This window comes from Acidovorax sp. LjRoot66, from assembly GCF_964253305.1.
Taxonomy (GTDB): domain Bacteria; phylum Pseudomonadota; class Gammaproteobacteria; order Burkholderiales; family Burkholderiaceae_C; genus Acidovorax.
Window position 1 is genome coordinate 5551700 of the sequence record NZ_CAXUQU020000001.1, and the last position, 26592, is coordinate 5578291.

Sequence of the window (26592 nt, forward strand, 5' to 3'; positions counted from 1 at the left end):
CAGCTCAATTGTCGCGCGCGGCCTTGGCCTGGTCGGGGAAGTCGCTGAACAGGCCATCCACACCCAGGTTGAAGAACAGCTTGTACTCGGCCTTGGGGTCGCCCTTGAAGTCCGAGGCGAGCTGCTTGGGTTCGCTGCGGAAGGTGTAGGGGTGCACGAACAGGCCTTCGGCGTGGGCGTTCTTCACCACATCGGTCGGCGGCAGCATCACGCGGTCGCGGTTGTCGATGATGCCGTCGCCGTTCAGGTCGTCGGCCTTGCCGTCGTTGTTGGCATCCACCTGCTTCGAAGGAATCAGGTACGGCTTCCAGGGGCCGATGCCGTCGGCGTAGGTCTTCACTTCCTTCAGACCGGCCGGGGTCAGCAGGCTGGCGAAGGTGCGGGCATCGCCGGCCACGGCGAAGTCGTAAGGCTTGTCGTAGGGGGCCACCAGCGACATGCTTCCGTCGGCCTTCACGTCGTCCGCGTCGACCAGTTGCACAAGGCGCACCTGGGTCTTGCTGCGCAGGTACTTGAGGTTCGCGACCTCGAACGACTGGATGATCACCGGCGAGTTCTTGGCCGTGTAGCCGTTCTTGGCCAGGATGGACAGCAGGCGGTCTTCGAGCGCCAGGTTCAGGCCCACATGGTAGGTAGGGTGCTTGGTCTCGGTGTACACGCCCACCGTGCGGTTGGCCTTGGCGCCTTCGGTCTTGGCCAGTTCCAGGATTTCCTCGTAGGTGGGGATCAGGAACTTGCCGTTGTTGGACTGGTCGCGGTCGGCCATGGGCTGCACGGCACGCAGGGTCTTGATCTCGGCCAGGGTGAAGTCGCTGGCGAACCAGCCTTCTTCCTTCACACCGTCCACGGTCTTCTGGGTCTTGCGGCTGGCGAACTCGGGGCGCTGCGAGACGTCGGTGGTGGCCGTGATGTTGGGCTCATGGCGCGCGATCAGCACGCCGTCCTTGGTGGCCACGAGGTCGGGCTCGATGAAGTCGGCGCCCAGTTCGATGCCGCGGCGGTAGCTTTCCAGCGTGTGCTCGGGCAGGTAGCCGCTGGCACCGCGGTGGCCAATGACCAGGGGCGTGGCGCCATTGAGCGTGGGGTATTTGGAATCGTTGTCGCCACCGCAGGCCGTGAGTGCCACGGCGGCCAAAAGGGCCAATGAACCGGCTTTCGCACCAGTAATGTGCATCGTCTTCTCCTCGTGTTGTGGATTGGAATCGCCGAACTGTGGGGCCGGCTTGTGACAAGACCGTGACGCCCCATTACAGGGCATTTCAGCCATCAAAGCCAGGGCTTGCGCACCACATTGAAGCAATACAGCCGTCATAATCCCCACAATTGTGCATTTGCACACATGAGTTCATGACTTTTTGACATAACCCGCGGGTCTGGCCATTTCCGCCGGGCCTTTTCCTCCTCCCTGAAGAAAGCCTTTCTCTGATATGAAGTACGAGTCCGCTGGCAGTTTCCTTGCGCAAGTGGCGCAGCGCAACCCCCATCAACCCGAGTTTTTGCAGGCTGTCACAGAAGTCATGGAGAGCCTGTGGCCCTTCATCGCCCAGCACCCGCGCTATGCCGAGCATGGCCTGCTGGAGCGCCTGGTGGAGCCCGAGCGCGTGGTGATGTTCCGCGTCTCCTGGGTGGACGACCATGGCACGGTGCAGGTCAACCGCGGCTACCGTATCCAGCACAGCATGGCGATCGGCCCCTACAAGGGCGGTTTGCGCTTCCACCCCTCGGTGAACCTGTCGGTGCTCAAATTCCTGGCGTTCGAGCAAACCTTCAAGAACGCGCTGACCACCTTGCCCATGGGCGGCGGCAAGGGGGGCTCGGATTTCGACCCCAAGGGCAAGAGCCCCGGGGAGGTGATGCGTTTTTGCCAGGCCTTCGTCTCGGAGCTGTTCCGCCATGTGGGTGCGGACACCGACGTTCCGGCCGGCGACATCGGCGTGGGCGGGCGCGAGGTGGGCTTCATGGCCGGCATGATGAAGAAGCTCAGCAACCGGTCCGACTGCGTGTTCACGGGCAAGGGCCTGTCGTTCGGTGGCTCGCTGGTGCGCCCTGAGGCCACGGGTTACGGCACGGTGTACTTCGCGGCAGAGATGCTCAAGCAGAAGGGCCGCAGCTTCGACGGCCTGCGCGTGTCGGTCTCCGGCTCGGGCAATGTGGCGCAGTACGCGGTGGAAAAAGCCCTGGAGCTGGGCGCCAAGGTGGTCACGGTGTCGGACTCCAGCGGCACCATCGTCGATGAGGAAGGCTTCACCACCGAGAAGCTGGCCATTCTGATGGACGTGAAAAACCACCACTACGGGCGCGTGGCCGACTATGCGGCCCGCACCGGCGCGAAGTTAGAGGCCGGCGTGCGCCCCTGGCATGTGCCGGTGGACGTGGCCCTGCCCTGCGCCACGCAGAACGAACTCGATGCCGACGACGCGGCCGTGCTGATCAGGAACGGCGTCATCTGCGTGGCCGAAGGCGCCAACATGCCATCGACCATCGAGGCCGCCAAGGCCTTCGAGGCGGCGGGCGTGCTCTACGCACCCGGCAAGGCCAGTAACGCGGGTGGCGTGGCCACTTCCGGGCTGGAGATGAGCCAGAACGCGGCCCGCCTGTCCTGGCCACGCGAAGAGGTGGACGCGCGCCTGCTGCAGATCATGCAGGGCATCCATGCCGCCTGCCTGCGCTACGGCAAGCGCGCCGACGGCAGCGTGAGCTATGTGGACGGGGCCAATGTGGCAGGCTTCGTGAAGGTGGCCGACGCGATGCTGGCGCAAGGCGTGGTGTAGCCATCAACGGCATCCAAAATCCCGCCAAAAGCGGGAAATAGGTAACAAAAGGGAGGCAATGCCTCCCTTTTTCGTAACAGGCACGATGCATGCAATGGAAATCAGAACTTTCCTACATGCACGCGAGTCAGTTCCTGCAATGAAACGCACCGCCCTCCTGCTCTCACTGGTCCTGGCCCTGGCGGTCAGTGCTGGTTGCTCGACCCTCGATGCCAAGCAGCGCGAGTGGATCTTCCAGCCCAGCAACCGCAGCTGGGGCGGCACGGGGGTGACCGAAGGCATGCAGGACGTGTGGATCGACTTCGCATCGCGAGCGACGGACAAGGCGGAGCGCCTGCACGGGCTGTGGATGCCCTCGGACCGTGCAGACGCACCGGTGCTGCTGTACCTGCATGGTGCACGCTGGAACGTGGCAGGCTCATCGCCGCGCATCCGGCGCATGCACGCACTGGGCTTTTCGGTGCTGGCCATCGACTACCGGGGGTTTGGCCAGAGCAGCGCCGGCCTGCCTTCGGAGGCCATGGCCGCCGAGGACGCGCACGCTGCCTGGGACTGGCTGGGCCAGCGCCACCCCCAGGCGGCGCGTTACATCTTCGGTCACTCGCTGGGCGGGGCCATCGCCATCGACCTGGCCCGCCAGGTCAAGGACGAAAAAGGCGTCATGGTCGAGGGGACCTTCACCAGCATCCCCGAGGTGCTCAGCACCTTCAAATGGGGCTGGTTGCCGGTGTCGGCATTGATCACGCAGCGCTTCGAATCGGTGCGCAAGGTCTCGGAGATCGGGTCCCCGCTGCTCGTGGTGCATGGCAGCCAGGACAGCCTGATCGCCCCGGCGCTCGGGCGCAAGCTGTACGACGCCGCCCAGGAGCCCAAGCGCTTCGTGCTGGTGGAGGGCGGCTCGCACCACAACACCAACGACGTGGGCATGGAGATGTACCGCGAGGCCTTGGTCTCGCTGTTCCATCTCACGCCGCCCGGCTACGAGGGCGATCCCGCGCCCATCGTGGGCCTCAACGCCGAACGGCCTGCGCCAGCGCCGACCACGCCTTGAGCGTGAGCGCCTGCGTGGCCGCAGCGCTGGCCACCGGGTGCGAGGAGAGCTTGACGATCACCATCTCGGCCGCCGGGTTCACATGCACCATTTGCCCATGGATGCCTGAGGCTTCGTAGGCGCCATCGGCGTTGTGCAGCACCCACCACTGGTTGCGGTAGCTGTAGCCGGCCGTGGCGTTCAGACCCGCGCCCTGCAGCGGCGTGCCCACGCCAATGTCGTGCAAGCGACGCGAAAGCCCCGTGTGCGGGTTTGTCCCGACCCATCTGGTACGCTCAGACAGATATGTCTGCCCCCTTCGCCACCGCCGGCCACCCGGCCGCGCCTGCTGCCATTTCCCCGGCCCTGGCCATCCTGATACTGGCCCTGCTGCTGAGCATCCAGCCCGTCACCACCGACCTGTACCTGCCGGCGCTGCCCGCCCTCACGCGCAGCCTGGGTGCCCCCGTGTCTGCGGCCCAGCTCACGCTCAGCGGCCTGCTGCTGGCCTTCGGCTGCTCGCAGCTGGTCTGGGGCCCCTTGTCGGACCGCTTCGGCCGCCGGCCCATTCTGCTGGTGGGCCTGGCCATCTACACCGTGGCCTCCATCGGCAGCGCGCTGGCCCCCAGCATGTCGCTGCTGATCCTGTGGCGCATCGCCCAGGGGGCGGCCATGGGCTCGGTGGTGATGTGCGCGCGCGCCATCGTGCGCGACCTGTACACCCCGTTGGAGGGCGCACGCGCCATGTCCAAGGCGCTCACCGGCCTGGGCTTCGTGGCCTGCATCTGCGCGCCGCTGGGCGGCCTGCTGGCCGAGTGGCTGGGCTGGCGCGCATCGCTCTCGGCCCTCACGGTATATGCCGTGGCCACGCTGGCCCTGGTGGCCCTGCGCCTGCCCGAGACGCTGGTGCACCGAAACCCGCGCGCCCTGCAGCCACGCACCCTGGTGGCCACCTGGCTGCAGGTGCTGCGCCACCCGACCTTCTGGGCCTTTTCGCTGCAGACCACGGCCACCTATGGGGGGCTGTTCACCTTTCTCGCGTCATCGTCCTTCGTGTTCATCGACGTGCTGGGCCTGTCGCGCACGCAGTACGGTGGTGCCATGGCATCGGCCTGCGTGGCCTACTTTGCGGGCACCTTTCTGTGCCGGGGGCTGTTGGCACGCTTCGGACTCAAGCGCTCCGTGGCCATTGCGGGCGGCCTGAGCCTGGCAGGCGGCACGCTGATGGGGCTGGTCGCCTTCATGGGCTGGCACCAGCCCTGGGCGCTGCTGCTGCCGTTCTACCTGTTCATGCTGGCGCATGGCATCCACCAGCCCTGTGGGCAGAGCGGCGCCGTGGGGCCGTTCCCCCAGGCGGCCGGCGTGGCCTCGGCGCTCAACGGTTTCATGATGATGCTGGCGGCCTTCGCCATCGGCGGCTGGCTGGGCCTGCGCCTGGATGGCACGGTGTGGCCGCTGGTCAATGGCATCTGGTTCTGGTCGGTGGTGCTGGCCGTGATCTCGTGGACGCTGGTGCAGAAATTCGGAGATCCTGGTGAGCGCGCCTGAACACATTCCTTCCATCGCGCTGGCCGGCCCCACTGCCTCGGGCAAGACCGCTGGTGCCCTCGCGCTGGCCGCCGTGCTGGCGCCGCGCATGCCGGTGGAGATCATCAGCGTGGACTCGGCCCTGGTCTACTGCGGCATGGACATTGGCACCGCCAAGCCCAGCAGCGACGAACTGGCTGCCGTACCGCACCACCTGATCGACATCCGCGACCCGCTGCAGGCCTACAGCGCGGCCGAGTTCGTGCAGGACGCCACCCGGCTCATTGCCGAGATCCGAGCGCGAGGCGCGCTGCCGCTGCTGGTGGGCGGCACCATGCTGTACTTCAAGGCGCTGTTCGACGGCATCGACGACATGCCCGCCGCCGACCCTGCGGTGCGCGAGCGCATCGAGGCCCAGGCCGCAGCGCAGGGCTGGCCCGCGCTGCATGCCGAGCTTGCGCGCGTGGACCCGGTCACCGCCGCGCGCCTGGCCCCGGCCGACAGCCAGCGCATCCAGCGCGCGCTGGAGGTGTGGCAGGTCTCTGGCCGGCCGCTGTCGAGCTTTCACTCGGCCAAGGACCGCGCCACGAGCACAGTGGCGGCCAGCACCGCCCTGTTCAGCCTGGAACCCGATGACCGCGCCTGGCTGCATGCGCGCATCGCCCAGCGCTTCGATGCCATGCTGCAGGCCGGCTTCTTGGACGAGGTGAAGGCCCTGCACGCACGCGGCGACCTGCACCCGGACCTGCCCTCCATGCGCTGCGTAGGCTACCGCCAGGCCTGGGAAAGCCTTTACGGCCCCTTCCCCATGGACAGCCTGCGCGAGCGCGGCATTGCCGCCACGCGCCAGTTGGCCAAGCGCCAGATCACCTGGCTGCGCAGCATGCCCGCGCGCCATGCCATCGCCTGCGACCAGCCCGATGCCACGGCCGCGCTGGTGCAGGCCGTGCTGGCGCGGCTGGATGCCGCCGCGCCATGACGGCCACACTGACCGTCAGCGCCCTGGGCAAGCACTATGGCGAGGCCACGGTGTTTTCCGGTGTCGACTTTGCAGTGCAACCCGGTGAGTTCGTGGCCATCGTGGGGGACTCGGGGGTGGGCAAGTCCACCCTGCTCAACTGCCTGGCGGGCCTGGATACCTGGGACACCGGGCGCATCACGCACGGCAGCACCGACCTGGGCACGCTCGACGACACGGCGCGCGCCCTGTGGCGGCGTGCGCACGTGGGCTTCGTGTTCCAGGCCTTCCACGTGCTGCCGCACTTGGACGTGGCGCAGAACGTGGCCTTGCCTTTGATGCTGCTGGGCCAGAACGACGCAACACGGGTGCAGCACATGCTCGCCGCCGTGGGCCTGGCCGAGCTGGGCGCGCGCCTGCCGCAGCAGCTCAGCGGCGGCCAGTTGCAGCGCGTGGCCATTGCCCGAGCCCTGGTGCACCGCCCCGCCCTGCTGCTGGCCGACGAACCCACGGGCAACCTGGACCCCACCACCGCCGCGCTGGTGATGGACCTGCTGCTCGCGCAGACGCGCGAACACGGCGCATCGCTGGTGCTGGTCACGCATTCGAATGCGGCCGCCGCGCGGGCCGACCGAGTGCTGCGGCTGCGCAGCGACGGCATCGGCGCAGGCTGACTGCGCCAGGCCCGCCCGCCATGCTCGCCCTGCTGCGCACCTTCTCCTGGCAGGACCTGCGCCACCACCCCTGGCGCAGCCTGGCGGCCGTGATCGCGGTGATGCTGGGCGTGGCGCTGGCCTTTGCAGTGCATGTGATCAATGCCTCGGCACTCGATGAGTTCTCGCAGGCGGTGCGCGCCGTCAACGGCCAGCCCGATCTGGAGTTGCGCGCCATGCAGGGCAGCCTGGACGAGGCCCTGTACGGGCGCCTGGCCACCCACCCGCAGGTGGCCCGGGCCAGCCCGGTGCTGGAGCTGTCGGCCGTGGCGGCACCCAACGGGGCCTCGGGGGCCCAGGCCGCGCGCGTACCGCTGCGCGTGCTGGGGGCCGATGCGTTGCTGCTGCCCGCCGTGGCACCAGCCCTTGTGCCGCGCCCCTGGGCCCAGGCAGACCGCTTCGCACTGTTCTCGCCCGCCACGGTGTTCCTCAATGCTTCGGCGCTGCAGGCGCTGGGGATATCCACCGCACCGACCGACGCGGGGGCGCCGCTGCCGCAGATCACCCTGCACACGGGCCTGCAGCGCCTGGCGGTGCGTGTGGCAGGCACGGTGGGTGCAGGCGGTGCGCCGCTGGCGGTGATGGATATCGGTGCCGCGCAAGACCTGTTCGGCCGTGCCGGGCAATTGACGAGGATCGACCTGCAGCTGCAGGCGGGCACCGACCGCCAGGCCTTCATGCAAAGCCTGCGCGCCCTGCCCGGCTGGCCAGCGCAAGCCGTGTTGGCCGAGCCGGGCGATGCGGCGCAGCGCATCAGCAACCTCTCGCGTGCCTACCGCGTCAACCTCACGGTGCTGGCGCTGGTGGCGTTGTTCACGGGGGCCTTCCTGGTGTTCTCGGTGCTGGCGCTCAGCGTGGCACAGCGCGGGCCGCAGTTCGCGCTGCTGGCCGTGCTGGGTGCCACGCCGCGCCAGCGCCTGGCCCTGGTGCTGGCCGAATCGGCGGTGCTGGGCGTGGTGGGCAGCGTGGCCGGCATCGCGCTGGGCACGGGCCTGGCCGCAGCGGCGCTGCGCCTGCTGGGCGGGGACTTGGGCGGCGGCTATTTTGCGGGCGTGCAGCCGGCACTGCAGTGGAGCGCACCGGCTGCGGCCATCTATGGCGCACTGGGCCTTGCCGCCGCACTGGCCGGTGGCTGGTGGCCCGCGCGCGCGGCGCAGACCCTGCCGCCCGCGCAGACCCTCAAGGGCCTGGGCAGTGCCACCACCAGGGCCGACCGGGGCACCGTGGGCCTGGCCCTGGTGGCTGGGGGCGTGGCGCTGTCGTTCGCGCCGCCCTTGGCCGGCATTCCGCTGGCAGCCTATGGCGCCATTGCGCTGCTGCTGGTGGGCGGCATCGCCTTGCTGCCGCGCGGCATGGCGGCGCTGCTGGCACGCCTGCAGCCGCTGGCCGCGCAACACGCCCTGCCCCTGCTGGCACTGGAGCGCGCGCGCCGCATGCGCGGCAGCGCCGCCATTGCCGTGGGCGGTGTGGTGGCCAGCCTGAGCCTGGCCGTGGCGCTCACGGTGATGGTGTCGAGCTTTCGCGGATCGGTCGCGCAGTGGCTCGATGGGGTGCTGCCCTCGCCGCTGTACGTGCGCTCGGCCCTGGGCGGTGCGGGCAGCGAGGCCGCACTGCTGCCCGCCGGCCTTGCCGAAGCCGTGGCGCAGCTGCCGGGTATCGAGCGCGTGCAGCCGCTGCGTGCCAGCCCGTTGCAGCTCGACCCCTCGCGCCCTGCGCTCATGCTCATCAGCCGCCCCCTGGGCGCCGACCCGGCGCGCCAGCTGCCGCTGGTGGGCACGGCCCTGCCGGTGCCCGCCGGCAGCATCGGCATCTACATCAGCGAAGCCGTGGTGGACCTCTATGGCCTGGCGCCGGGCATGCAGTGGGATGGGCTATCGCGGGCGTTCAGCACCCGGGTGGATGCGCCGCGCTTCTTCATCGCCGGGGTCTGGCGCGACTATGCACGCCAGTCGGGCGCAGTGGCACTGGACCGGGCCGACTACCTGCTTCTCACGGGCGACGCGCGCACCAGCGACCTGGCACTGTGGCCACGCGAGGGCGCCGACCTGGCGGTGTTGCAGCAGGCCATCCGCGACCTGGCGGCGGCCCGTGGCGCGGGCGAGCTGCCCCTGGAGTTCATGTCCGCCAGCGCGATCCGCGAGCGCTCGCTGCACATCTTCGACCGCAGCTTTGCCGTCACCTACTGGCTGCAGGCGGTGGCCATCGGCATCGGCCTGTTCGGCGTGGCAGCGAGCTTCAGTGCCCAGGTGCTGGCGCGGCGCAAGGAGTTCGGGCTGCTGGCGCACCTGGGCCTCACACGCCGCCAGATTCTGGCCGTGGTGGCCGCCGAAGGCGCGGCCTGGACAGGCGTGGGCGCAGTCGCCGGCGTGCTGCTGGGCCTGGCTGTGTCGGTGGTGCTGGTGCACGTGGTGAATCCGCAGAGCTTTCACTGGACCATGGACCTGAGCATTCCGGGCTGGCGCCTTGCGGCTCTGTGCGCGGCCGTGGTGGTGTCGGGCACGGTGACCGCCTGGCTGGCCGGGCGGGCCGCTGCGGGGCGCGATGCGGTGATGGCCGTCAAGGAAGACTGGTAAGAACCTGCGTGGACAGTGGGCACTGCGAGACAATCCCCCCATGACCGCTGCCAACAAGCCCCTCCCACCCGTGCATGCCAGCACCTGGCTGCACAACGCCATCGCCCGCATCGAAGCCGACTACCAGCGCAGTGCCGACACGCACCTGATCCCGCTGCGCCTGCCCTCGTATGGCGCGCATGGCATCGACCTGTACCTCAAGGACGAATCCACGCACCCCACGGGCAGCCTGAAGCACCGGCTGGCGCGCTCGCTGTTTCTGTACGCGCTGTGCAATGGCTGGATCAGCGAGGGCTCGACCGTGGTCGAGTCGTCGAGCGGCTCCACCGCGGTGAGCGAGGCCTATTTTGCGCGCCTGCTGGGCCTGCCCTTCGTGGCCGTGATGCCGCGCACCACCTCGCCCGAGAAGATCGCGCAGATCGAGTTCCACGGTGGCCGCTGCCACCTGGTGGAGAGTGCCGGCCAAGTGTACGAGGAGGCCCGCGCCATTGCCGAGCAGACGGGTGGCCACTACATGGACCAGTTCACGTACGCCGAGCGCGCCACCGACTGGCGTGGCAACAACAACATCGCCGAGAGCATGTTCACGCAGATGGCGCGCGAGCCCCACCCGGTGCCGCGCTGGATCGTGGTGGGTGCGGGCACGGGCGGCACCAGCGCCACCATCGGCCGCTACCTGCGCTACCAGCAGCACGCCACCGAGGTCTGCGTGGCCGACCCTGCGGGCTCGGTGTTCAGCGCCTACCACCGCACGGGCGACGCCACGCTGACGGCACCCGGTTCGCGCATCGAGGGCATCGGCCGCCCGCGTGTGGAGCCAAGCTTCATCCGCACCCTGGTGGACCGCATGCAGGAAGTGCCTGACGTGGAATCGGTGGCCGCCATGCAGGCGCTGTCGCAGCTGCTCGGGCGGCGCGTGGGGCCCTCGACGGGCACCAATTTCATTGCCATGCTGACCCTGGCCAGCGAGATGCGCGAGCGCGGCGAGCAGGGCTCCATCCTCTCGCTGCTGTGCGATGCAGGCGAGCGCTATTTGCCCACGTACTTCGACGCCGATTGGGTGGCCCGGAGTTTCGGCGACTGCACCGAGGCACAGCGCAAGGTACAGGCGCTGATGGACTGAGGCAGGCCGCATGCCGCCGTACCCAATGCTCTTTGGCATACCTCCCGCACCCTCGCGCCGCAAGGCACTCGTGTTGGGCCTGGCCGGTGCCCTGGGTAGCGCGTGGAGCGGCCACACCCAGGCACTGCCTGCCCGCACCCTGGCCTTCCCCCGCGACCACGGCAGCCACCCCGAGCTGCGCACCGAGTGGTGGTACATCACCGGCCATGCGCAAGCAGGCGGCCGCGAATGGGGCTTCCAGGTCACGTTCTTTCGCTCGCGCGTGGACGCCGCACAAGGCATCCAGTCGGCCTTTGCCGCAAAGCACCTGTTGTTCGCGCATGCCGCCCTCACCGATCTGAAGGGCCAGCGCCTGCACCACGACCAGCGCATCGCCCGCGCAGGCTTCGGCGTGGCCCAGGCGAGTGAATCCGACACAGCCATCCGACTGCAGGACTGGAGCCTGGTGCGCAGCGACCTGCCGGGTGGCGGGGGCAGCCGCTATGCCGCGCGCATAGAGGGCGAGCACTTCGGCCTGCAGCTGCAATTCGACGCCACCCAGCCCGTGCTGCTGCAGGGCCGCGAAGGACTCTCGCGCAAGGGGCCCGAGAGCGCCCAGGCGAGTTACTACTACAGCCAGCCACAGCTGGCCGTGGGCGGCGCCATCGTGCTCGATGGCAAGCGCATGGCCATCGACCCAGGAAGTGGCCGTGCCTGGATGGACCATGAGTGGAGCGAGGCGCTGCTGCACCCCGAGGCGCAGGGGTGGGACTGGATCGGGATGAACCTGCTGGATGGCAGTGCGCTCACGGCGTTCCGGCTGCGGCGTGGGGATGGGTCTGCGCTGTGGGCAGGGGGATCGTTTCGCCCCCCTGGGCAGGCGGCCCGGGTGTTCGATGCGGCCGAGGTGGTGTTCACGCCCGAGCGGTGGTGGACGAGTCCTGTGAGCGGGGCGCGGTATCCGGTGCAGTGGCGGGTGCAGACGCCTGTGGGGGTGTTTGAGGTGCGGAGTCTGCTGGACAACCAGGAGCTCGATAGCAGTGCGTCTACGGGGGCTATCTACTGGGAGGGGTTGTCGGAGTTGCTGCGGGAGGGGACAGTGGTGGGGAAGGGGTATCTGGAGATGACGGGGTATGCGAGGGCTTTGAAGTTGTAGTTGGTGGTTGGTGGTTGGTGGTTGCAGCATGCCTGTGCTGAGGACGGGAGCCGGGATGTGCGCCCGGCGGCGCACCCACCTTCTTTTGCGTCGCCAAAAGAAGGTGGGCCAAGAAAAGGCGACCCCCAGTCTGCGTCCCCCGTTCGCCCTGTCGGGCGAACGGGGGCAACCTGCGATGCTCGGTCCTGGGGTGGTGCCGCAGAACTCGCTGCGTTCTTCGAACTCCGCTCAAACAGCTGCGGCAAGTCAGTTCACGAAGCGTGTGTGTCCTTCGGCACACACGCCCACCCCAGCTCCTGCGCTTCTCGGCGCAGCCAGAAGGGGTGGGGAGCGGGGTCAAACACGGCTGCTGCTGCGCAGCTGCGCCTGGGGTCGGTTCGCGCTGCGCGCTGCCGACGGCTGGGGCGCAGCCGCCCTGTCCAGGCCAAGCGCAGCGAGGCAGTTGGGGCCGAGCGAAGCAATGGCCCGTGTGGAGCCTGCTCACCGCCCCTTCTGACCGTGCCGAGAAGCGCAGGGCCTGGGGTGAGCGCGTGCCGAAGGACACGCGCCTCGTCATCTGGCTCGCCGAAGCTGTTTGACCGGAGCTGCCTCGCAGAGGCAGCGCAGGGAGTTCTTCGGCGCCACCCCAGGCCCGAGCATCGCAGGCTGCCCCACTCGCTGCCAGGCGAGTGGGGACACGGGCAGCGGGGTCGTCTTTTCTTGGCCTACCTTCTTTTGACGAAGCAAAAGAAGGTAGGTGCGCCGCCGGGCGCACATCCCGGCTCCCGCACCACGCACAGGCACGCCATCACCAAAGCCACAGCCCGTCGAATGTCCCTCAACCGCCGGGCCGTGACCCGGCCTCCGCCCTCAACAAAGGCATAGGGGCAACAAGAACCTCAGTGCCGCGAACCCGCAGACCGCCGAGCAACCAGCCAGGCAATGATCTCCCCCATGATCCCGCGCCGGAACGCCAGCACACAGATGACGAAGATCAAGCCAGTAACCATGGTGACCGACTCACCCAGCGTCTTGAACCATTCCACGCTGGTCAGCGCAGCCAGCAAGTTACCGAACTCGCCAATCTTGTTCTCCAGCATCACGACCACAGCCGACCCGATCAGTGGCCCGGAGAGAGTCCCGAGCCCGCCCACGAGGGTCATCAGAATCACCTGCCCCGACGCGGTCCAATGCACGTCGGACAAGGTGGCAAAACCCAGCACCAGCGTCTTGAGCGAACCCGCCAGCCCGGCCAGGGCGGCCGAGAGTACGAAGGCCAGCAGCTTGAAACGGTGCGTGTCGTACCCCAGGGAGATGGCGCGCGGCTCGTTCTCCTTGATGCCCTTGAGCACCTGCCCGAACGGCGAGTGGATGGTGCGCACGATGACCAGGAAGGCCAGCACCACGATGACCAGGGCCACGTAGTACATCACCAGGTCGCTCTGCAGGCTGATGATGCCGAACAGCTTGCCGCGCGGCACGCCCTGCAGGCCGTCCTCGCCACCGGTGAATGGGGCCTGCAGGCAGGCGAAGAACAGCATCTGCGCCAGGGCCAGGGTGATCATCGAGAAATAGATGCCCTGGCGGCGGATGGCCAGCCAGCCGAACAGCAGGCCCAGCAGCGCGCCGCCGGCGGTGCCCAGCAGCAGGCCGATCTCGGGCGTCAGACCCCAGACCTTGATGGCGTGGCCGGCCACGTAGGCCGCGCCACCGAGAAAGGCGGCGTGGCCGAAGGACAGCAGGCCGGTGAAGCCGAGCAGCAGGTTGAAGGCCGAAGCGAACAGTGCGAAGCACATGAGCTTCATCACGAAGACGGGATAGGCCCCCAGGAAGGGCGCTGCGATCAAGGCGAGCAGCAGCAGGCCGTAGCCGATGGGGGCAAGGTTCTTGAGATTCATGCGAGCGGCCCCTGCTTATTTTTCTTTGCCGAACAGGCCGGCGGGGCGGATGAGGAGAACGATGACCATGATGACGAACACCACGGTGGAAGAAGCCTCGGGGTAGAACACCTTGGTGAAGCCTTCGATGACGCCCAGGCCCAGCCCGGTGAGGATGGAGCCCATGATGGAGCCCATGCCGCCGATCACCACCACGGCGAAGACCACGATGATGAGGTTCTGCCCCATCAGCGGCGTGACCTGGTAGACCGGCGCGGCGAGCACGCCGGCAAAAGCCGCAAGGGCGGCGCCGAAGGCGTAGGTCAGGGTCACCATCACCGGCACGTTGATGCCGAATGCCTCCACCAGGCGCGGGTTCTCGGTGCCGGCGCGCAGGTAGGCACCGAGCTTGGTTTTCTCGATCACATACCAGGTGGCCAGGCACACGACCACCGAGGCCACCACCACCCAGGCCCGGTAGTTGGGCAGGATCATGAAGCCGAGGTTGGTCGCGCCTTCGAGCAGCTCGGGCGTGTCATAGCCCAGGCCCGACACGCCGTAGATGGAGCGGAACACGCCCTCGATCAGCAGCGTGAGGCCCAGCGTGAGCAGCAGCCCGTACAGGTGGTCGAGCTTGTAGATCCAGCGCAGCAAGAGCCGCTCGATCACCACCCCGAACACCCCCACCACCAGCGGCGCCAGCAACAGCATCCACCAGTAGCCAAGGCCCAGGTAGTTCATGGCCATCCAGGTGATCAGTGCCCCGGTCATGAACAGCGCTCCATGCGCAAAGTTGATGACGTTGAGCAGGCCGAAGATCACGGCCAGCCCCAGGCTGAGGATTGCATAAAAGGATCCGTTGACCAGCCCCAGAAGGAGCTGGCTCAACAGGCCTGGCAATGAGACACCAAAGATTTCCATGGGCGAAGGCGGCAGGAGGTGCGAAGTGGTTCAGGTCGGTGGGAAGGGGCTTATTTCCAGAGCGGGCACTTGCTCTCGGCCTTGGTGGTGAACACCGTGTCGCCGGGCAGCTTCTTGACCAGCTTGTAGTAGTCCCATGGCTTGGTGGATTCCGAAGGCTTCTTCACTTCCATCAGGTACATGTCGTGCACGTAGCGGCCATCGGCACGCAACTGGCCCGAGCCGAAGAAGTCGTTCATCTTCATGCCTCGCCAGGTGGTCATGACCTTGTCGGCATCGATGCTCTTGGCGGCTTCCACGGCCTTGAGGTAGTTCATCGTGGCCGAGTAGTCGGCGGCCTGGATTTCGGTCGGCATGCGCTTGGTCTTCTCGAAGAAGCGGGCCGAGAACTTGCGCGTCTCGTCGTTCAGGTCCCAGTACCAGCTGGTGGTGAACTGCAGGCCTTCGGTGTTGCGCAGGCCCAGGCTGTGCACGTCGCTGATGAAGATCAGCAAGCCGGCAAGCTTCATGGTCTTGCCGATGCCGAACTCCTTGGCGGCCTTGATGGCGTTGATGGTGTCGCCGCCCGCGTTGGCCAGGCCCAGGATCTGGGCCTTGGAGTTCTGCGCCTGCAGCAGGAAGGACGAGAAGTCCGAAGCGTTGAGCGGGTGGCGTACGGCGCCCACCACGTTGCCGCCCTTGGCCTTGACCACGGTGGTGGTATCTGCTTCGAGCGCATGGCCGAAGGCGTAGTCGGCGGTCAGGAAGTACCAGCTCTTGCCGCCGGTATCGACGATGGCCGAGCCCGTGCCCTTGGCCAGCGCCACGGTGTCATAGGCATAGTGCACGGTGTAGGGCGAGCACTGCTCGTTGGTCAGTGCCGAGCTGGCCGCGCCGTTGTTGATGTAGACGCGCTTCTTCTCGGACGCCACCTTGGCCGTGGCCAGAGCGGTGCCGGAGTTGGTGCCGCCGAAGATCATCGTCAGACCCTGGGTGTCGATCCACTCGCGCGCCTTGGAGGCGGCGATGTCGGCCTTGTTCTGGTGGTCGGCGCTCATCAGCTCGATGGGCATGCCCAGCACCTTGCCGCCGAAGTCGTCGATGGCCATCTGGATGGCCAGCGCGCCGTTCTTGCCTTCCACGTCTGCGTACAGGCTGGACATGTCGGTGATGAAACCGATCTTGACCTTGTCCTGCGCGTGTGCGGCCGACGTTGCAAGACCTGCTGCGCCGAGCATCAAGGCCAGCACTTTGAGTTGGTTCTTCATGGATTTGTCTCCTGTGGGTGGGTGGTGGTGAAGAGGATGGGAGCGGGTGCTGCTGCCGTCGGGTCAGACGCCCAGCAGCTCGGTAAGCACCGGCATCTTGGCTTCGAGCTCGGCCGCACCGAACTTCTCGACGATGCGGCCATGCTCCATGACGTAGAAACGGTCGGCCAGCGGCGCGGCAAAGCGGAAATTCTGCTCCACCATGACCACCGTGTAGCCCTTCTGGCGCAGCATGGTGATCATGCGGGCCAGGGCCTGCACGATCACGGGCGCCAGGCCCTCGGAAATCTCGTCGAGCAGCAGCAGCTTGGCGCCGGTGCGCAGGATGCGGGCCACGGCGAGCATCTGCTGCTCGCCGCCCGACAGGCGCGTGCCCTGGCTGTTCTTGCGTTCAGCCAGGTTGGGGAACATGGCGTAGATCTCCTGCACCGACATGCCGGGCGTGCCGGTCTTGAGCTGCGGGGGCAAGAGCAGGTTCTCCTCGCACGAGAGGCTGGAGAAGATGCCGCGCTCTTCCGGGCAGTAGCCCACGCCCAGGTGGGCGATGCGGTGCGTGGCCATGTTCACGGTCTCAACGCCATGGATCTTGACCGAGCCCTTGCGTGCGCCCGTGAGGCCCATGATGGCGCGCATGGTGGTGGTGCGGCCCGCGCCGTTGCGGCCCAGCAGGGTGACGACCTCGCCGGGCTGCACGACGATGTCCACGCCGTGCAGCACATGCGATTCGCCGTACCAGGCTTCGAGGCCCTTGATTTCGAGTGCGGGTGTGGTGCCGGCCATCAATGTGCCCCTTGCAGTTGGCCGTCGGTGGTGCCCATGTAGGCTTCCATCACCTGGGGGTTGCTGGAGACTTCGGCGTACGGCCCTTCGGCCAGCACGGCGCCGCGCTGCAGCACCGTGATGCGGTCGGCGATGGTGGAGACGACTTTCATGTTGTGCTCCACCATGAGGATGGTGCGGCCGGCCGAGACCTTCTTGATGAGCTGGGTGACGCGGTCCACGTCCTCGTGGCCCATGCCCTGGGTGGGCTCGTCCAGCAACATCAGTTCGGGCTCCATGGCCAGCGTGGTGGCGATCTCCAGCGCACGCTTGCGGCCATAGGGCAGGTTCACGGTGACTTCGTCGGCGATGTCGGCCAGGCCGACCTCGGTCAGCAGCTGCATGGCCCGGTCGTCGAGTTGGTGCAGGCTGCGTTCGCTGCGCCAGAAGTGGAAGGATGTGCCGAGCTTGCGCTGCAGGCCCAGGCGCACGTTCTCCATCAGCGTGAGGTGCGGGAACACGGCCGAGATCTGGAACGACCGGATAACGCCGCGCCGGGCGATCTGCGCGGGCTGCTCGCGTGTGATGTCATGCCCATTGAAGCGGATGACGCCCGACGTGGGTTCCAGGAACTTGGTCAGCAGGTTGAAGCACGTGGTCTTGCCTGCGCCATTGGGGCCGATCAGCGCATGGATGGAACCCCGGCGCACGGCCAGGTTCACATCGCTGACTGCAGTGAAGCCCTTGAACTCTTTGGTCAGGCTGGTGGTTTCGAGGATGACGTCGCTCATTGCGCCTTGGCTGCTCCGTTGTGTGCAGGGTGCAAGAGCCTTGCAACAAGGTCTCCATGCATGCTTATTTGTTGCAACGCATGGTATGCGGCTGAGCCCCTGCGCAGATACTGGGACTAATGCCTATGTATAAACGCCTAGGTGACAGTGCGGGGTGGCGCGCAGCATGCCCAGGGCATGCGCGTATACCCGAATGCCGCCTCTGGAACATGGCTCGCCAATCCGGTTTCAGCACCTTGGGCCGCCACTGCGGCATGGCCGCTGGAGTGCTGACTTTTTACTGACTGGTGGGGTGCCGTGGGCCCGTCGGGACCTGTATCCACCCGTACAGGTTGGCAACGGCCCCATCAGCGCACGCAATCGCCCGGCCCCCTACACTGCGCGCATGGCATCTCCCTCCACATCCCCAGCCCGCGGTGCGCCGCGCTCCCTGAGCGGCCTGCTGCCGTTCCTGCGTCCGTACAGCGGGCGCATCGCACTCTCGGGCGTCTTTCTGGTGCTGGCGGCACTGGCCACGCTGGCGTTTCCCATCGCGCTGCGCACGCTGGTCGATGGCGGCCTGGTCCATGCCGACAAGGGCGAGCAGGCCATGGCGCTGCGCGACCATTTCGAGGCCCTGTTCGCTGTGGCCATCGCGCTCGGCGTCTTCTCGGCCGGGCGCTTCTACATGGTGAGCTGGCTGGGCGAGCGCGTGACAGCCGACCTGCGCAATGCGGTGTATGGCCATGTGCTGCAGCAAAGCCCGCAGTTCTTCGAGACCACGCAGACCGGCGAGGTGCTCTCGCGACTGACGGCCGACACCACCCTGGTGCAGACGGTGGTGGGCTCGTCCCTGTCCATGGGGCTGCGCAACGCGGTGATGGGTATCGGCGCGCTGGCCATGCTGGTGTGGACCAACCCCTACGTGATGTCATGGGTGCTGCTGGCCATCGTGCTGGTGGTGGTGCCCACCATGTGGATCGGGCGGCGCGTGCGGCGCCTCTCGCGCGACAGCCAGGATCGCGTGGCCGATTCGAGCGCCATCGCAGCCGAGGTACTCAACGCCATCCCGGTGGTGCAGAGCTACACAGCCGAGCCGCGTGAGGCGCAGCGCTTCACGCAGGCCAACGAAAACGCCTTCCACGTGGCCGTGAGGCGCACGCTGGCGCGTGCGGTGCTGGTGGCCTTCATCATCATCGCCAATGCCGCCCTGCTGCTGTGGGGCCTGTACCAGGGCACGCAGGCGGTGCTGGCCGGCCAGATGACGGCCGGACACCTGGGGCAGACCGTCGTCTACGTGGTCCTGCTGGCAGGCTCCGTGGCCGTGCTGGGCGAGGTCTATGGCGACCTGCTGCGCGCCGCGGGCGCCACCGAGCGGCTGATGGAACTGCTGGGCAGCCGCTCCCCCGTGGCCGAGCCTGCCGCGCCCGTGGCCCTGCCCGGTACCGGCAAGGGCCTGGCGGTGGCATTCGACCAGGTGGACTTCCACTACCCCTCGCGCCCGGACCAGCCGGCGCTGCACGACTTCAATCTGCAGTTGGCTGCGGGTGAAACCGTGGCCCTGGTGGGCGCCAGTGGTGCGGGCAAGACCACGGTGTTCCAGCTACTGCAGCGCTTTTATGACGTGGACACGGCGCCAAACGGTCAACCCTGTGGCGCCATCCGGCTGAACGGCACGGACATCCGCTCCATGTCGCTGACCGAGCTGCGATCGCATGTGGGCGTGGTGCCGCAGGATGCGGTGATCTTCTCGTCATCGGCGATGGAGAACATCCGCTACGGGCGCCCGGACGCCACCGACGAGGAAGTGATGGCCGCTGCGCGCTCGGCGTTCGCCCATGACTTCCTGATGGCATTGCCCGAGGGCTACGGCACCTTCCTTGGGGAGCGTGGTGTGCGCCTGTCGGGCGGGCAGCGCCAGCGCATCGCCATCGCCCGCGCCATGCTCAAGAACCCGCCGCTGCTGCTGCTCGACGAGGCCACCAGCGCCCTAGACGCAGAAAGCGAGCGCATGGTGCAGGCCGCCCTGGACACCGCCATGCAGCGCCACACCGGCCAACGCACCACCCTTGTGATCGCCCACCGCCTGGCCACCGTGCAGAACGCCGACCGCATCGTGGTGCTGGAGCATGGGCGCATCGTGGAGCAAGGCACGCATGCCGGCCTGCTGGCCGTCAACGGCATCTACGCGCGCCTGGCGGCGCTGCAGTTCACCGCCTGAGCCGAGGCCAACGCAGTCGCCCTGCCCTCAGGCAGATTCAGTGGAGGGTTTCTTTCGCTGCAGCTGGCAAGGGCAGCGGCAGCACGGCAATGCCTTCATCGATCAATTGGGCCGCCTCGTCGGGCGTAGCCTGGCCGCGGATGGCGCGCTCCTCGGTCTCGCCGTGGTGCATGCGGCGAGCCTCATCGGCGAAGCGGTTGCCCACATCCTCGGTATTGGCGGCGATCTTGCGCGCCAGCTCCAGCCAGGCGGCCTGCAGCGCCGGGGGCAAGGCCACGGACTCCTGGCCGCCAGGGGCTGCCGCCGGCTTGGCGGGTGCCACGGCCGGCGGCTTGGCGCCCAGGTTCAGCCGCGGCGCGCTCAGGCGCTTGGAGATGCTGGAATCGCCGCACCAGGGGCATTGCACGAGGCCGCGCTGGTTCTGGCTCTGGAAGTCGTCCTCCGAAGCAAACCAGCCTTCGAAGACATGGCCCTCGTGGCAGTGCAGGTCGAGCACTTTCATGGTCGAGGAGGCGCGTGAGGGAAAAGAAAGGAATGCGACCCCTGCCTAGCCGTGGCGGCGCAGCAGGTAGCGGTAGACGAAGCCGGGGAAGGCCAGCGTGAGGAACATGGTGCCGGTGATGGCATAGAACTCCCAGCCCTGCGGGGCGATCTGCCCGGCCCGGCGCTCCAGCAGCAGCGCCAGGCCACCCACCAGAAAATACGCCAGCACGAGTTCTGCGATGCGCACGGGCAGGCCCTTCCTGGGCTGCGCCACAGGCCCCACCACCAGCCAGCGCTGGTTGGCAAAGGGCAGGTTCGCAGCGATGAGGGCCGCCACGATCACCAGCCAGACGGAACCGGTCAGGGACACGGGTTCGCTCCGGCCGGTCGGTCAGGTGGCCAGGGCGCGCACGACGGCCTCGGCGCACAGCGCCATCAGGCCACCGGGCAGAAGGCCGAGTCCCAGCACCAGGGCACCGTTGATGGTGAGCACCACGCGCACGTCCAGGGGGGCGGAAACGCTGGTGGCGGTCAGCGGGGCGTCGAAGTACATGACCTTGACGACGCGCAGGTAGTAGAAGGCGCCGATCAGCGACATGACGACCGCGAACACCGCCATGGCGATGTAGGCGGCCTGGCCCGATGCCACCAGCGCCTGCAGCACCGACAGCTTGGCGTAGAAGCCGACCATGGGCGGAATGCCAGCCATGGAGAACAGGCACACCGCCATCACGGCGGCGTACAGCGGGCTGCGCTGGTTCAGGCCGGCGAAGTCGGCGATCTCTTCGCTCTCGAAACCTTCGCGGGCCAGCAGCAGGATCACGCCGAAGGCGGCCAGCGTGGTCAGCACGTAGCTCACCACATAGAACATGGAGGCGCTGTAGGCGTTCTCGACGGCGGCGGCTTCCACGTTGCCGTTGACCACACCCGACATCAGGCCCAGCAGCACGAAGCCCATCTGCGAGATGGTCGAGTAGGCCAGCATGCGCTTGAGGTTGGTCTGCGCGATGGCCGCGAGGTTGCCCACCAGCAGCGAGCCGATGGCCAGCACCGCGAGCATCTGCTGCCAGTCGATGGCCAGCGGCAACAGCCCGTCCACCAGCAGGCGGATGGTGATGGCGAACGCGGCCAGCTTGGGCGCGCCACCGATCAGCAGCGTGACGGCCGTGGGGGCACCCTGGTACACGTCAGGAATCCACATGTGGAAAGGCACCACACCGAGCTTGAAGGCCAGGCCTGCCACCACGAACACCAGACCGAACACCAGCACCTGGTGGCGGATCTGGCCGGAGTTGACGGCCTTGAACACCTGGCCGATGTCCAGCGAACCGGTGGCACCGTAGACCATGGACAGGCCGTACAGCAGGAAGCCGCTGGCCATGGCGCCGAGCACGAAGTACTTCATCGCCGCTTCGGTCGCGGTGGCGTTGTCGCGGCGCAGGGCCACCAGGGCGTAGCTCGACAGGGTCAAGAGCTCCAGGCCCAGGTAGATCATCAGGAAGTTGTTGCCCGAGATCATGATGAACATGCCCAGGAGCGCGAAGATCGACAGCGTGAACAACTCGCCGCCGCGCATCATGTCGCGGTCTGCCGCGTAGGGGCGGCCATAGACCAGGGTGACCATCACGGCCACGGTGGCGAAGCACTTGAGCCAGTTGCCCATGGAGTCGCTGACCACCATGTTGCCAAAGCCGTAGAAGGTGCTGCCGGTGCTGGCGTACATGGCCTGCAGGCCGGCCACCAGGGCCAGCGTCAGCATGGTCAGCACGTAGGTGGCCGTGCGGCGGGGGCTGTGCACCCCCAGGTCGACCAGCGCAATGACGCAGCCCATGACCAGGAGAACAATCTCGGGGTAAATCGCAAGCCAGCTGATGTTGTCAATCATCTCGAATCTCTCAGTTCAGTCTGGTCAGTTCAGCTTCGACAGTGCGACATGCTTGAGCAGTTCCGCGACCGAAGTGTCCATCACGTCCGTGAAGGGACGCGGGTACAGGCCCATGGCGAGCACGGCAATCGCCAGCAGCGCCATCACGAGGAATTCGCGGCTGTTGATGTCGGTGAGTTCCTTGACATGGTCGTTGGCCACGGGTCCCAGGTACACGCGTTTGAACATCCACAGGGTATAGGCGGCGCCGAAGATCAGCGCCGTGGAAGCCGCCATGCCGATCCAGAAGTTGGCCTTGACCGCACCCAGGATCACCATCCACTCGCCCACGAACCCGGCCGTGCCCGGCAGGCCGCAGTTGGCCATGGCGAACAGCAGCGCGAAGGCCGTGAAGTTGGGCATGGTGTTGACCACGCCGCCGTAGGCCGCGATCTCGCGGGAGTGCACGCGGTCGTACAGCACGCCGATGGACAGGAACATCGCGCCCGAGACGAAGCCGTGGGCAATCATCTGCACCAAGCCGCCGGAGACGCCCAGGTCGTTGAAGATGAAGAAGCCCAGGGTCACGAAGCCCATGTGCGCCACCGACGAATAGGCCACCAGCTTCTTCATGTCCTTCTGGACCATGGCCACCAGGCCGACGTAGATCACGGCGATCAGCGACAGGGTGATCATCAGCCAGGCCCACTCGCGTGCGGCATCGGGGGCGATGGGCATCGAGAAGCGCAGGAAGCCGTAGGCACCGAGCTTGAGCATGATGGCCGCCAGCACGGCAGAGCCGCCGGTAGGCGCTTCCACGTGCACGTCGGGCAGCCAGGTGTGGAACGGGAACATCGGCACCTTCACCGCGAAGGCGGCGAAGAAGGCGAAGAACAGCAGGGTCTGGGCCGTGGAGCTCAGGGGCAGCTGGTGCCAGGTGGCGATGTCGAAGCTGCCGCCGGACTGGTTGTACAGGAAGATCAGCGCAATCAGCATCAAGAGCGAGCCGAGCAGCGTGTACAGGAAGAACTTGAACGCCGCGTAGATCTTGTTCGGGCCACCCCAGATACCGATGATCAGGTACATCGGGATCAGCGTGGCCTCGAAGAACACATAGAACAGAATGCCGTCGAGCGCGCTGAACACGCCGATCATCAGGCCCGAGAGGATCAGGAACGCGCCCATGTACTGGTTCACGCGCTCGGTGATGGCCTCCCACGAGGCGATCACCACGATCACCGTGATGAAGGCCGTGAGCGGCACGAACCAGAAGGAGATGCCGTCCACGCCCAGGTGGTAGTGCACATTGAAGCGCTCGATCCACTCGGCTTTTTCGACGAACTGCATGGCCGCCGTACCGAGCTTGAAGCCCTGGTACAGAGGAATGGTGACCAGGAAACCGATCACCGACCCGAGCAGGGCCAACCAGCGCACGGCGGGGGCGTGCTCATCGCGGCCAACCGCGAGCAGCAGCGCGCCGAAGGCAATCGGCACCCAGATTGCAAGACTCAACAGACCCATTTTGTTCTTTTCCTTATTTCTTGATGAGCTGCATGAAGAAATCGCCCCAGACGAACCACGTCATCAGGGCAAACACGCCCAGGATCATCACCAGGGCATAGTGGAAGATGAAGCCCGTCTGCACCCAGCGCACCATGCCGGAGACGCCGCGCACCAGCTTCCACGAGCCATTGACCAGCGCACCGTCGATGATGGCCTGGTCGCCGCCCTTCCACAGGCCGGTACCCAGGGCACGCGCACCGCGCGCCAGGACGTTCTCGTTGAACCAGTCGAGGTAGTACTTGTTCTCGAACAGCGTATAGATCGGCATGCACATGCGCTTGATGGCCGCCGGCAGCGCCGGGTTCACCATGTACATGTAATACGACAGGGCCACACCGGCAACGGCCAGCCAGAACGGCGCCGTCTGCAGGCCGTGCAGGGCCATGGCCACGGGGCCGTGGAAGATCTCGGCCAGCTCCGCCATGGCGGGGTGCTTGGCCGCATCGACAAAGATCACGTCCTTGAAGAAGTCGCCGAACAACATGGGCTGGATGAACAGGAAGCCCACCACCACCGAAGGAATTGCCAGCAGCACCAACGGCACCGTCACCACCCAGGGGGACTCGTGCGGATCGTGGTGCTCGCCATGGCCGTGACCATGGTCGTCGTGGTGCGCATCGTGGTGTGCGTCGGGGTTCTGATCGAAACGCTCCTTGCCATGGAAGACCAGGAAGTACATGCGGAACGAATAGAACGCCGTGACGAACACGCCGGCCAGCACCGCGAAGTGGGCGAAGTGAGCCGCCGGCAGGTTGCTGGCGTGCACAGCCTCGATGATGCTGTCCTTGGAGTAGAAACCCGAGAACAGGGGGGTGCCGATCAGCGCCAGCGAACCCAGCAGCGAGGTGATCCAGGTGATGGGCATGTACTTGCGCACGCCGCCCATCCAGCGGATGTCCTGGTTGTGGTGCATGCCCATGATGACCGAACCGGCACCGAGGAACAGCAGCGCCTTGAAGAAGGCGTGCGTCATCAGGTGGAACACGGCGACCGAGTAGGCCGATGCGCCCAGGGCCACGGTCATGTAACCGAGCTGCGACAGCGTGGAGTAGGCCACCACGCGCTTGATGTCGTTCTGGATGATGCCCAGGAAACCCATGAACAGCGCCGTGATGGAGCCGATGACCAGGATGAAGTTGAGTGCGGTGTCCGACAGCTCGAACAGCGGCGACATGCGCGAGACCATGAAGATGCCGGCGGTCACCATGGTGGCCGCGTGGATCAGTGCCGAGATGGGCGTCGGGCCTTCCATCGAGTCGGGCAGCCAGACGTGCAGCGGGAACTGGGCCGACTTGCCCATGGCGCCGATGAACAGGCAGATGCAGATCACGGTGATCAGCAGCCAGTCGGTGCCGGGGAAGGCCAGGCCGCCGAGCTCACCCGACTTGGCGAAGATCTCGCTGTAGTTGAGCGTGCCGGTGTAGGCGGCGATCAGGCCGATGCCCAGGATGAAGCCGAAGTCGCCCACGCGGTTGACCAGAAAGGCCTTCATGTTGGCGAAGATGGCCGTGGGCTTGTTGAACCAGAAGCCGATCAGCAGGTAGGACACCAGGCCCACCGCTTCCCAGCCGAAGAACAGCTGCAGCAGGTTGTTGCTCATGACCAGCATGAGCATGGAGAACGTGAACAGCGAGATGTACGAGAAGAAGCGGTTGTAGCCCTCGTCCTCTTCCATGTAGCCGATGGTGTAGATGTGCACCATCAGCGACACGAAGGTCACCACCACCATCATCATGGCCGTGAGGCTGTCGATCAGGAAGCCCACTTCCATCTTCAGGCCGCCTACCACCATCCAGGTGTAGAGCGTCTCGTTGAAGCGCGCGCCATCGACCGCCACGCTCTTGAGCGTCATGGCCGACAGCACGAAGGCCACGAGCACGCCCAGGATGGTCAGGGTGTGGCTCAGCCGGCGGCCGATCCAGTTGCCGCCAAAGGTCGTGCCGAAGATGCCGGCCAGCAGTGCGCCCGCCAGCGGTGCCAGGGGCACGGCCAGGAGCGTCGAAGCAGAGAGGGTTTGACTCATTCTTGAGAACCTTGGGAATACGGGTGGCTCATCAGCCCTTGAGGGTGTTGAGGTCTTCCGCGTTGATGCTGGACTTGTTGCGGAACAGCAGCACCAGAATGGCCAGGCCGATGGCCGACTCGGCCGCGGCCACCGTCAGGATGAAGAACACGAACACTTGTCCGTGCATGTCACCCAGGTAGTGCGAGAACGCCACGAAGTTCATGTTGACCGCCAGCAGCATCAGCTCGATGGCCATCAGCAGCACGATCAGGTTCTTGCGGTTCAGGAAGATGCCGATCACCGCCAGGGCGAACAGCATGGCGCCCAGCGAAAGAAAATGTCCCAGCGTCAATGTCATGGCTTCTTCTCCTCAGCGGCGGGCTCGGCCGGCACTTCGGGTGCGGGCTTTTGCGTGGCGGTGACCTTCACCACTTCCAGGCGGTCCTTGGCGCGCACGCGGATCTGCTGGGATGGGTTGATGGCCTTGCTGTCCTTGCGCTGGCGCAGGGTCAGGGCGATGGCCGCAATCATGGCCACCAGCAGGATCACAGCCGCGATTTCCACGGGGTACAGATACTGGGTGTACAGCAGCTTGCCCAGTTCCTTGGTGTTGGAGTACTGCACCACCTTGCCGGCGGCGTCGAGCACCACCGCGGCTGCCTTGGGTTCTTCCATGCCGCGGAAGCCTCCCATCAGCACGGCGGCCATTTCCAGCGCGATCAGGGCGCCCACGAAGGCAGCGAGCGGGAAGTGCTTCCAGAAGCCCTTGCGCACGGTGTCGATGTGGATGTCCAGCATCATCACCACGAACAGGAACAGCACCATCACCGCGCCCAGGTACACCAGCACCAGGGCGATGGCCAGGAACTCGGCCTTGAGCAGCAGCCACACGGCCGCCGCTTGCGAAAAAGCCAGGATGAGGTACAGCACCGCGTGCACGGGGTTGCGCGCGGTGATCACCCGGAAGGCTGCAAACAGCAGCACGACCGAGAAAAGGTAGAAGAAACCAGTCTTGGCGTCCATGAATCAGGTCTTTATAGAAAGTCTGGCGACGGGATGGATGGGATCGCGAC

At 66.6% G+C, this 26592-nt stretch carries 22 protein-coding genes and 1 pseudogene; 9 read left to right on the forward strand and 14 right to left on the reverse strand.

Annotated elements, in window-relative coordinates; genetic code table 11:
• Nucleotides 1–4: 4 nt before the first annotated feature.
• Nucleotides 5–1174 carry a glycerophosphodiester phosphodiesterase gene (locus ACSQ3Y_RS26040; protein WP_057202205.1) on the reverse strand — a complete coding sequence of 390 codons (1170 nt, stop codon included), beginning with the start codon at nt 1172–1174 and terminating at the stop codon, nt 5–7.
• Between the two features lie 253 nt (nt 1175–1427).
• Between ACSQ3Y_RS26040 and gdhA the strand changes: the two genes are divergently transcribed.
• Together gdhA and ACSQ3Y_RS26050 are read left to right on the forward strand one after the other, a co-directional pair.
• Nucleotides 1428–2771 (forward strand): NADP-specific glutamate dehydrogenase, encoded by a 1344-nt coding sequence (gdhA, locus tag ACSQ3Y_RS26045; protein WP_436179334.1) that lies wholly within the window; start codon nt 1428–1430, stop codon nt 2769–2771.
• A gap of 139 nt (nt 2772–2910) precedes the next feature.
• On the forward strand, nt 2911–3822 hold the full coding sequence (locus tag ACSQ3Y_RS26050; RefSeq protein ID WP_057202203.1) for an alpha/beta hydrolase: 912 nt from the start codon (nt 2911–2913) through the stop codon (nt 3820–3822).
• On the opposite strand, the pseudogene ACSQ3Y_RS26055 reads toward ACSQ3Y_RS26050, so the two are convergent.
• Nucleotides 3782–4030, reverse strand: a pseudogene (locus ACSQ3Y_RS26055) (6-aminohexanoate hydrolase); the annotation flags it as partial. The gene ACSQ3Y_RS26050 and the pseudogene ACSQ3Y_RS26055 sit on opposite strands and share 41 nt — an antisense overlap.
• Nucleotides 4031–4107: 77 nt before the next feature.
• Between ACSQ3Y_RS26055 and ACSQ3Y_RS26060 the strand changes: the two are divergent.
• The 6 genes from ACSQ3Y_RS26060 to ACSQ3Y_RS26085 are packed head-to-tail and all read left to right on the forward strand — an operon-like array spanning nt 4108 to nt 11830.
• The gene (locus ACSQ3Y_RS26060) at nt 4108–5349 is read left to right on the forward strand and encodes a multidrug effflux MFS transporter (protein ID WP_436179335.1); all 1242 of its coding nucleotides are present in this window, start codon (nt 4108–4110) and stop codon (nt 5347–5349) included.
• The gene (gene miaA / locus ACSQ3Y_RS26065) at nt 5336–6307 is read left to right on the forward strand and encodes a tRNA (adenosine(37)-N6)-dimethylallyltransferase MiaA (RefSeq protein WP_436179336.1); all 972 of its coding nucleotides are present in this window, start codon (nt 5336–5338) and stop codon (nt 6305–6307) included. The genes ACSQ3Y_RS26060 and miaA overlap by 14 nt, the downstream gene beginning before the upstream one ends.
• On the forward strand, nt 6304–6960 hold the full coding sequence (locus ACSQ3Y_RS26070; RefSeq protein WP_436179337.1) for an ABC transporter ATP-binding protein: 657 nt from the start codon (nt 6304–6306) through the stop codon (nt 6958–6960). Before miaA ends, ACSQ3Y_RS26070 begins: the two co-directional genes overlap by 4 nt.
• A 20-nt stretch (nt 6961–6980) precedes the next feature.
• Nucleotides 6981–9572, forward strand: coding sequence for an FtsX-like permease family protein (locus tag ACSQ3Y_RS26075; RefSeq protein ID WP_436179338.1), 2592 nt, complete (start codon nt 6981–6983; stop codon nt 9570–9572).
• A gap of 40 nt (nt 9573–9612) precedes the next feature.
• Nucleotides 9613–10695, forward strand: a complete 1083-nt coding sequence (locus ACSQ3Y_RS26080) for a PLP-dependent cysteine synthase family protein (protein WP_436179339.1) — start codon at nt 9613–9615, stop codon at nt 10693–10695.
• Nucleotides 10696–10705: 10 nt separating this feature from the next.
• Nucleotides 10706–11830 carry a lipocalin-like domain-containing protein gene (locus tag ACSQ3Y_RS26085; protein ID WP_436179340.1) on the forward strand — a complete coding sequence of 375 codons (1125 nt, stop codon included), beginning with the start codon at nt 10706–10708 and terminating at the stop codon, nt 11828–11830.
• An 878-nt stretch (nt 11831–12708) separates the two neighbouring features.
• On the opposite strand, the gene ACSQ3Y_RS26090 is transcribed toward ACSQ3Y_RS26085, so the two are convergent.
• The 5 genes from ACSQ3Y_RS26090 to ACSQ3Y_RS26110 all read right to left on the reverse strand — a co-directional run bounded on the left by ACSQ3Y_RS26090 (nt 12709) and on the right by ACSQ3Y_RS26110 (nt 17404).
• On the reverse strand, nt 12709–13707 hold the full coding sequence (locus tag ACSQ3Y_RS26090) for a branched-chain amino acid ABC transporter permease (RefSeq protein ID WP_436179341.1): 999 nt from the start codon (nt 13705–13707) through the stop codon (nt 12709–12711).
• A gap of 15 nt (nt 13708–13722) precedes the next feature.
• Nucleotides 13723–14607, reverse strand: a complete 885-nt coding sequence (locus ACSQ3Y_RS26095) for a branched-chain amino acid ABC transporter permease (RefSeq protein ID WP_057202195.1) — start codon at nt 14605–14607, stop codon at nt 13723–13725.
• A gap of 50 nt (nt 14608–14657) precedes the next feature.
• Nucleotides 14658–15854: an ABC transporter substrate-binding protein gene (locus tag ACSQ3Y_RS26100; RefSeq protein WP_057202194.1), complete on the reverse strand. Its 1197-nt coding sequence runs from the start codon at nt 15852–15854 to the stop codon at nt 14658–14660.
• 63 nt (nt 15855–15917) lie between these two features.
• Nucleotides 15918–16634, reverse strand: coding sequence for an ABC transporter ATP-binding protein (locus ACSQ3Y_RS26105; protein WP_436179342.1), 717 nt, complete (start codon nt 16632–16634; stop codon nt 15918–15920).
• Nucleotides 16634–17404: an ABC transporter ATP-binding protein gene (locus tag ACSQ3Y_RS26110; protein WP_057202192.1), complete on the reverse strand. Its 771-nt coding sequence runs from the start codon at nt 17402–17404 to the stop codon at nt 16634–16636. Before ACSQ3Y_RS26110 ends, ACSQ3Y_RS26105 begins: the two co-directional genes overlap by 1 nt.
• 385 nt (nt 17405–17789) lie before the next feature.
• Here ACSQ3Y_RS26110 and ACSQ3Y_RS26115 point away from each other — a divergent pair, with 385 nt between their 5' ends.
• Nucleotides 17790–19604 (forward strand): ABC transporter transmembrane domain-containing protein, encoded by a 1815-nt coding sequence (locus ACSQ3Y_RS26115; protein WP_436179343.1) that lies wholly within the window; start codon nt 17790–17792, stop codon nt 19602–19604.
• Nucleotides 19605–19641: 37 nt separating this feature from the next.
• Here the strand turns inward: ACSQ3Y_RS26115 and ACSQ3Y_RS26120 are convergent, their stop codons facing one another.
• Genes ACSQ3Y_RS26120 through ACSQ3Y_RS26150 form a run of 7 tightly spaced genes read right to left on the reverse strand, consistent with a single transcriptional unit; the run spans nt 19642 to nt 26542 of the window.
• Complete coding sequence (locus tag ACSQ3Y_RS26120) at nt 19642–20106, reverse strand: DUF1178 family protein (RefSeq protein ID WP_179681527.1); 465 nt, start codon at nt 20104–20106, stop codon at nt 19642–19644.
• 45 nt (nt 20107–20151) lie between these two features.
• Nucleotides 20152–20457, reverse strand: coding sequence for a DUF2818 family protein (locus ACSQ3Y_RS26125; RefSeq protein WP_057267902.1), 306 nt, complete (start codon nt 20455–20457; stop codon nt 20152–20154).
• A gap of 21 nt (nt 20458–20478) precedes the next feature.
• Nucleotides 20479–21972, reverse strand: a complete 1494-nt coding sequence (gene nuoN / locus ACSQ3Y_RS26130; RefSeq protein WP_436179344.1) for an NADH-quinone oxidoreductase subunit NuoN — start codon at nt 21970–21972, stop codon at nt 20479–20481.
• A gap of 24 nt (nt 21973–21996) precedes the next feature.
• Nucleotides 21997–23472, reverse strand: a complete 1476-nt coding sequence (locus ACSQ3Y_RS26135; RefSeq protein ID WP_305747159.1) for an NADH-quinone oxidoreductase subunit M — start codon at nt 23470–23472, stop codon at nt 21997–21999.
• A 13-nt stretch (nt 23473–23485) separates the two neighbouring features.
• Complete coding sequence (gene nuoL, locus ACSQ3Y_RS26140) at nt 23486–25537, reverse strand: NADH-quinone oxidoreductase subunit L (protein WP_436179345.1); 2052 nt, start codon at nt 25535–25537, stop codon at nt 23486–23488.
• Nucleotides 25538–25568: 31 nt separating this feature from the next.
• Complete coding sequence (gene nuoK / locus ACSQ3Y_RS26145) at nt 25569–25877, reverse strand: NADH-quinone oxidoreductase subunit NuoK (RefSeq protein WP_005793248.1); 309 nt, start codon at nt 25875–25877, stop codon at nt 25569–25571.
• Nucleotides 25874–26542: an NADH-quinone oxidoreductase subunit J gene (locus ACSQ3Y_RS26150; RefSeq protein WP_057267900.1), complete on the reverse strand. Its 669-nt coding sequence runs from the start codon at nt 26540–26542 to the stop codon at nt 25874–25876. The genes nuoK and ACSQ3Y_RS26150 overlap by 4 nt, the downstream gene beginning before the upstream one ends.
• Nucleotides 26543–26592 lie beyond the last annotated feature (50 nt).

Bases quoted from the DNA above. Each gene is read 5' to 3' on its own strand.
- ACSQ3Y_RS26060 (WP_436179335.1), top strand. From the start codon at position 4,108: ATGTCTGCCCCCTTCGCCACCGCCGGCCACCCGGCCGCGCCTGCTGCC.
- ACSQ3Y_RS26135 (WP_305747159.1), bottom strand. From the start codon at position 23,472: ATGGGTCTGTTGAGTCTTGCAATCTGGGTGCCGATTGCCTTCGGCGCG.
- ACSQ3Y_RS26075 (WP_436179338.1), top strand. From the start codon at position 6,981: ATGCTCGCCCTGCTGCGCACCTTCTCCTGGCAGGACCTGCGCCACCAC.
- ACSQ3Y_RS26120 (WP_179681527.1), bottom strand. From the start codon at position 20,106: ATGAAAGTGCTCGACCTGCACTGCCACGAGGGCCATGTCTTCGAAGGC.
- nuoL (WP_436179345.1), bottom strand. From the start codon at position 25,537: ATGAGTCAAACCCTCTCTGCTTCGACGCTCCTGGCCGTGCCCCTGGCA.
- nuoK (WP_005793248.1), bottom strand. From the start codon at position 25,877: ATGACATTGACGCTGGGACATTTTCTTTCGCTGGGCGCCATGCTGTTC.
- ACSQ3Y_RS26105 (WP_436179342.1), bottom strand. From the start codon at position 16,634: ATGGCCGGCACCACACCCGCACTCGAAATCAAGGGCCTCGAAGCCTGG.
- ACSQ3Y_RS26110 (WP_057202192.1), bottom strand. From the start codon at position 17,404: ATGAGCGACGTCATCCTCGAAACCACCAGCCTGACCAAAGAGTTCAAG.
- ACSQ3Y_RS26085 (WP_436179340.1), top strand. From the start codon at position 10,706: ATGCCGCCGTACCCAATGCTCTTTGGCATACCTCCCGCACCCTCGCGC.
- ACSQ3Y_RS26070 (WP_436179337.1), top strand. From the start codon at position 6,304: ATGACGGCCACACTGACCGTCAGCGCCCTGGGCAAGCACTATGGCGAG.
- ACSQ3Y_RS26050 (WP_057202203.1), top strand. From the start codon at position 2,911: ATGAAACGCACCGCCCTCCTGCTCTCACTGGTCCTGGCCCTGGCGGTC.
- gdhA (WP_436179334.1), top strand. From the start codon at position 1,428: ATGAAGTACGAGTCCGCTGGCAGTTTCCTTGCGCAAGTGGCGCAGCGC.
- ACSQ3Y_RS26040 (WP_057202205.1), bottom strand. From the start codon at position 1,174: ATGCACATTACTGGTGCGAAAGCCGGTTCATTGGCCCTTTTGGCCGCC.
- ACSQ3Y_RS26090 (WP_436179341.1), bottom strand. From the start codon at position 13,707: ATGAATCTCAAGAACCTTGCCCCCATCGGCTACGGCCTGCTGCTGCTC.
- ACSQ3Y_RS26115 (WP_436179343.1), top strand. From the start codon at position 17,790: ATGGCATCTCCCTCCACATCCCCAGCCCGCGGTGCGCCGCGCTCCCTG.
- ACSQ3Y_RS26100 (WP_057202194.1), bottom strand. From the start codon at position 15,854: ATGAAGAACCAACTCAAAGTGCTGGCCTTGATGCTCGGCGCAGCAGGT.
- nuoN (WP_436179344.1), bottom strand. From the start codon at position 21,972: ATGATTGACAACATCAGCTGGCTTGCGATTTACCCCGAGATTGTTCTC.
- ACSQ3Y_RS26150 (WP_057267900.1), bottom strand. From the start codon at position 26,542: ATGGACGCCAAGACTGGTTTCTTCTACCTTTTCTCGGTCGTGCTGCTG.
- ACSQ3Y_RS26095 (WP_057202195.1), bottom strand. From the start codon at position 14,607: ATGGAAATCTTTGGTGTCTCATTGCCAGGCCTGTTGAGCCAGCTCCTT.
- ACSQ3Y_RS26080 (WP_436179339.1), top strand. From the start codon at position 9,613: ATGACCGCTGCCAACAAGCCCCTCCCACCCGTGCATGCCAGCACCTGG.